Origin of the sequence: Micrococcus sp. KRD077 (genome assembly GCF_017168505.1) — a bacterium.
Taxonomy (GTDB): Bacteria; Actinomycetota; Actinomycetes; order Actinomycetales; family Micrococcaceae; genus Micrococcus; species Micrococcus luteus.
Window position 1 is genome coordinate 1 of sequence record NZ_JABFAZ010000066.1, and the last position, 4,891, is coordinate 4,891.

At 72.1% G+C, this 4,891-nt stretch carries 4 protein-coding genes; all 4 read right to left on the reverse strand.

Annotated features, from left to right (window positions below; all coding sequences use genetic code 11):
- Nucleotides 1-155: 155 nt before the first annotated feature.
- Complete coding sequence (locus J1M39_RS11300; protein ID WP_134416576.1) at nucleotides 156-827, reverse strand: ABC transporter ATP-binding protein; 672 nt, start codon at nucleotides 825-827, stop codon at nucleotides 156-158.
- Nucleotides 827-1,963 carry a hypothetical protein gene (locus J1M39_RS11305; protein ID WP_225348403.1) on the reverse strand — a complete coding sequence of 379 codons (1,137 nt, stop codon included), beginning with the start codon at nucleotides 1,961-1,963 and terminating at the stop codon, nucleotides 827-829. Before J1M39_RS11305 ends, J1M39_RS11300 begins: the two co-directional genes overlap by 1 nt.
- Nucleotides 1,960-2,880: a hypothetical protein gene (locus tag J1M39_RS11310; RefSeq protein ID WP_206496807.1), complete on the reverse strand. Its 921-nt coding sequence runs from the start codon at nucleotides 2,878-2,880 to the stop codon at nucleotides 1,960-1,962. Before J1M39_RS11310 ends, J1M39_RS11305 begins: the two co-directional genes overlap by 4 nt.
- A 368-nt stretch (nucleotides 2,881-3,248) precedes the next feature.
- Nucleotides 3,249-4,891: phosphomethylpyrimidine synthase ThiC (gene thiC / locus J1M39_RS11315; protein WP_206496808.1), on the reverse strand; the 1,643-nt coding region annotated here is incomplete at its 5' end.

A 4,891-nucleotide genomic window follows, 5' to 3' on the forward strand; every position in this document is an offset into this window, starting at 1 on the left:
GGGGTGGAGACGGGGGCGGGGAGGCCGTCGTCGGCGTGGTGCGCGCTCATGCACCCGAGCCTAGGAGCGGCCCCGGACATCCGGAGCCGGAACGCGACGCCCGGGGACGCAGCCCCGTCTGCGGACACCTGTGCAGGAGGCACGGCCGGACCTCGTCACTCGAGCCGCCCGGCCCGCAGCCGCCACGTGTGGTCGCACCGGGCCGCCACGGCGGGGTCATGCGTCACGATCACGATCGCCCGCTCCGGCTGGGACATGGAGCGGAAGAGCCCCATCACCTCGTCGGTGCGCTCCTCGTCCAGGGCGCCCGTCGGCTCGTCGGCGAGCAGCAGGGAGGGCCCCATGATCACGGCCCGGGCGATGGCCACGCGCTGGCGCTCGCCGCCGGAGAGTCGGCCGACGGGGTGGTGGAGACGGTCTCCGAGCCCGAGCCGCGTCAGAAGCTCGGCGGCCATGGTGCGACGCTCGCGCTTCGCCGGGCGCGGCCGCGCGTAGAGCAGCGGCAGGGCCGCGTTGTCCACGGCGGTCGCCCGATCGATGAGCAGATGGTCCTGGAGCACGATGCCGCACGTCCGGTTCCGGTAGGCGTCGCCGTCGGACGACCACGGTGCCGGCAGGCTCCGCCCGGCCACACGGATGCTCCCGGCGTCCGGTGTGTCAAGGCAGGCGAGGAGCCGCAGCAGGGTCGACTTGCCGGACCCGGAGGGTCCCATGATCGCGTGGACGCCGCCCCCGGGGACCTGGAGCGAGACGCCGCGGAGCACGGGGACATCCCCGGCGGGGCCGCGGTAGGAGCGGTGTACGTCGTGCACGGTGAGCAGGGACATCACACGGTCCTTTCGACGAGTGCCGCCGTGCGGACGGCCCGGTGCAGCTGGCGGAGGGGATGACGGGTGCACGCAGCGGCGATCGCCAAGACGACCGCCAGCCCGACCACGACGACGGCAGGCGCCGGACGCAGTCCGCCCGCTTCCGAGGCGATGCCGAGGCCGAGCAACGATCCGAGCACGGCCGGAATGCCCCATACCGCGGCCACGGATGTGGCGATCCGGAGCCGGATCAGTCGTCTGGGCGCCCCGACCGTCAGGTGCGCCAGCCACGTGGGCGTGAGTCGACGGGTCATGGTCGTCAGGAGGCTCACCACCGTCACGACGGCGCTGGCAAGCCCGGCGGTGTAGGCGGTGACCATGAGCGCGGCACCGCGGGCTTCTCGGGCGATCGGAGACCTGGTCGAGGCGATCGGGGCCAACTCGGCGACCACGCCCGTCTCGTCCTCGAGGACGTCGAGTGCCGCTCTCACCTCGGAGGCCGCGTCCTGGCGTGCCACGACGGAACCGAAGACCGCCGCGAGCTGGACCGGTTCGATCAGGCCGGCCATGGTCGTCGTGCTGGTGACGATGACGGGCGACTCACCCAGGGGCCAGAGGGATCCGTCGGCCCGCGGCGCGGCCGCGTCCCCGGGGAGTGGGCCGGCATAGCTGTGGGGTGTGGACCCCACGTACACGGTGCCGCCCGGTGCCCCGGAGGTGATCGCGGCGGGAGCGAAGTACACACCCGCGGCGGGACTGACGGCAGCAGCGGCGCCGAACTCCCGGGCCAGACCAGGCGTGGCGATGACCGCCCCCTGCAGCCGGGGGTCCTCGATTCCGATGGCGTCCGTCACGAGGAAGGCACGGGGGTCGACTCCGTCGACATGGGCGGCGAACGCCCGGGAGACGGTGTCGACGGCGCGGGGGTGGAGGTCGGTCGTGACGGCGGGGTCCAGGATCCTGGCTGCCACCAGGCCCGACGACTCGGCGTCCTCGAGCACCTCGAGCGCCGTGGTCACCCCGCCGGCGACGCCCAGGGCCAGTCCGAACACGACCGACGCCACGGTCGTGTGCAGCAGGGACAGGAACAGCAGTCCGGGCGTGTCGAACAGGTCGCGGAGGCCGTCCGCAACGGCCCGCATGGCTGCCGTCATGCGTGTGCCCTTCGGACCCAGAGGGTGGACAGGGTCGTGCCGAGGATGAGGATGGCGTCCACGACGAGCACGGCGGACCAGAGGAGAGCGGTGTCACCGGTGAGACCGATCTCCGCGTCCCACCGGGGCCATGCCACGAGCCAGACTCCGCCGGCACTCGCGGCGGCGGTCGTCCAGGCGACCATGGCGGGCCCCACACCGAGCCGGGCCGCTCGCAGTGGGGAGGCACCGACGAGGCGGTGCGAGGTAACGGCAGGGAGCAGTCGACTGCGCAGGGTCGTGCGCCAGACGACCTGTGCGCCCAGCAGGGCGAAGCCGGCGAGCACGGCGAGCAGGGGCACATGGACACTGCGTCGCATCGCTGCCTCCCACGGCGGCGGGAGCGGGACGACGTCGACGACGACACCGGCCCGCCGCAGCGATTGGACGAGCTCGCCGAGCTGGGCCGGTGATCCGCCGATCACACCTGTCAGGGACGAACTGTCGGGTGTTAGGAACGGGACCAGGAGGTCTGCTTCGGCGGCGCGATCCGGCGCGGAGGAGAGGTCTCGGACGACGACCCGATCGACGTCCGGCCAGCTCAGCTCGCCCGCAGCGGCACGTGCGGCGAAGGGGGAGGTGCTGGGGACGACCGCGGTCGGGGCGACGCCGTCCGGGAGCACGCCCAGAGCAGGTCGGCCGGCGAGGGCCGTCACGTGGGGGTTCGTGGAGGTGGCCGCGGAGCCGGAGTCCGGGCCCGTCAGCGACGTCCGGATCATGGGCCAGGCCTCGCCAGCGGGGAATGCCGAGATCTCGTACACCGTGCCGTCCATGCGCCAGCGGTCCTCCTTCTCCACCCCGACGTAGGACGCGAGGAGCGCTGCTGTTCCGAGCGTGATCAGGAGAAGGAGGAATCTCGAGACGAGCATCCGGGTCATCACGGCTGGCCCGAGGAGAGCTGAGCGGCTGGATGATGCCTCACCTGGGAAGCGCCCCTGGGGTGTGGACCGGCGGGGTCATGTCGACTTTCACGTCATATTCCATCCACTCAATTCCTGTGGGCGAATGGGACACGCATCACAGGGGCCTGACGGAATAGTGAGCCCAGTGTGTGTGAGTCAAGAGGCATCACCACTCGATCGACCACCGAGCGCACTGCCCCGTCCGTGGGGCCGCGCCTTCGCCGTCCCGGAGGGTCTTGTCCTGGCGATCGCGTCATGACCTGGTGGCGGCCCTCAGGTCATGACGCGATCGTCAGGTGGCGCAGGGGCGGGCCATCCCGCCCCACCTCACCCCGCGTCCGGCCTCAGGCGTCCGAGGCGGTGCGGATCGTCGGCTCGGGCAGGTACACGGACCCGCCGGCGGCCCGGAACTCCGCGGACTTCGCGGCCATGCCGGCCTCGGCGATCCGCGCCTGCTCGGACGCGCCGCCGAACTCGCTGCGGATGTCCTGGCTGATGCGCATGGAGCAGAACTTCGGCCCGCACATCGAGCAGAAGTGGGCGGTCTTGGCGGGCTCGGCCGGCAGCGTCTCGTCGTGATACTCCTCGGCGAGCTGCGGATCCAGGCCGAGGCCGAACTGGTCGCGCCAGCGGAACTCGAAGCGCGCCTTGGACAGCGCGTCATCGCGGTCGCGGGCGCCGGGGTGGCCCTTGGCGACGTCGGCGGCGTGCGCGGCGATCTTGTAGGTGATCACGCCCGTCTTCACGTCGTCCCGGTCCGGCAGGCCCAGGTGCTCCTTGGGCGTGACATAGCAGAGCATCGCGGTGCCGTAGCGGGCGATCTCGGTGGCGCCGATGGCCGAGGTGATGTGGTCGTACGCCGGGGCGATGTCCGTGACGAGGGGGCCGAGCGTGTAGAACGGGGCACCCTTGCACAGCTCCTGCTGGCGCTCCACGTTCTCCCGCACCAGGTGCAGCGGGATGTGGCCGGGGCCCTCCACCATGACCTGGACGTCGTACGCCCACGCCCGCTCCGTCAGCTCGGCGAGCGTGTCGAGCTCGGCGAACTGGGCGGCGTCGTTGGCGTCCGCCACGGAGCCCGGCCGCAGGCCGTCGCCCAGGGAGAACGCGACGTCGTAGCGCGCGAAGATCTCGCAGAGCTCGTCGTAGTTCTCGTAGAGGAAGTTCTCCTTGTGGTGGCCCAGGCACCAGCCGGCCATGATCGAGCCGCCGCGGGAGACGATGCCGGTCACGCGGTCCGCGGACAGCGGCACGTGGCGCAGCAGCACGCCGGCGTGCACGGTCATGTAGTCCACGCCCTGCTCGCACTGCTCGATCACGGTGTCGCGGAAGATCTCCCAGGTCAGGGCCTGGTGGTCGCCGCCGACCTTCTCGAGGGCCTGGTAGATCGGCACGGTGCCGATCGGCACGGGGGAGTTGCGCAGGATCCACTCGCGGGTGGTGTGGATGTCGTCGCCCGTGGACAGGTCCATCACGGTGTCCGCGCCCCAGCGGGTGGCCCACTGCAGCTTCGAGACCTCCTCGGCGATCGACGACGTCACCGCCGAGTTGCCGATGTTCGCGTTGACCTTCACGGCGAACGCCTTGCCGATGATCATCGGCTCCGACTCGGGGTGGTTCACGTTCGCCGGGATGATGGCGCGGCCGGCCGCGACCTCGGAGCGCACCAGCTCCACGTCCACGCCCTCGCGCAGGGCGACGTAGCGCATCTCCGGGGTGATCTCGCCGCGCCGGGCGTAGTGCATCTGGGTGACGCGCGCGCCCTCCTTGGCGCGCAGCGGGGGGCGGCGCTCGCCGGCCCACTCCTGTGAAGCGGCGCCGCGGCGCACGGCCGAGCGGCCGTCGTCGAGCAGGTCGCGCTCGCGGCCCTCGTACTCCTCGACGTCAGCGCGGGCGCGGATCCACTCGGCGCGCTGGGCGGGCAGGCCGCGCTCGGGCACGGAGCCCGGGCCCATGGTGCGGTAGACGGTCAGGGGCGGGTTGGGCG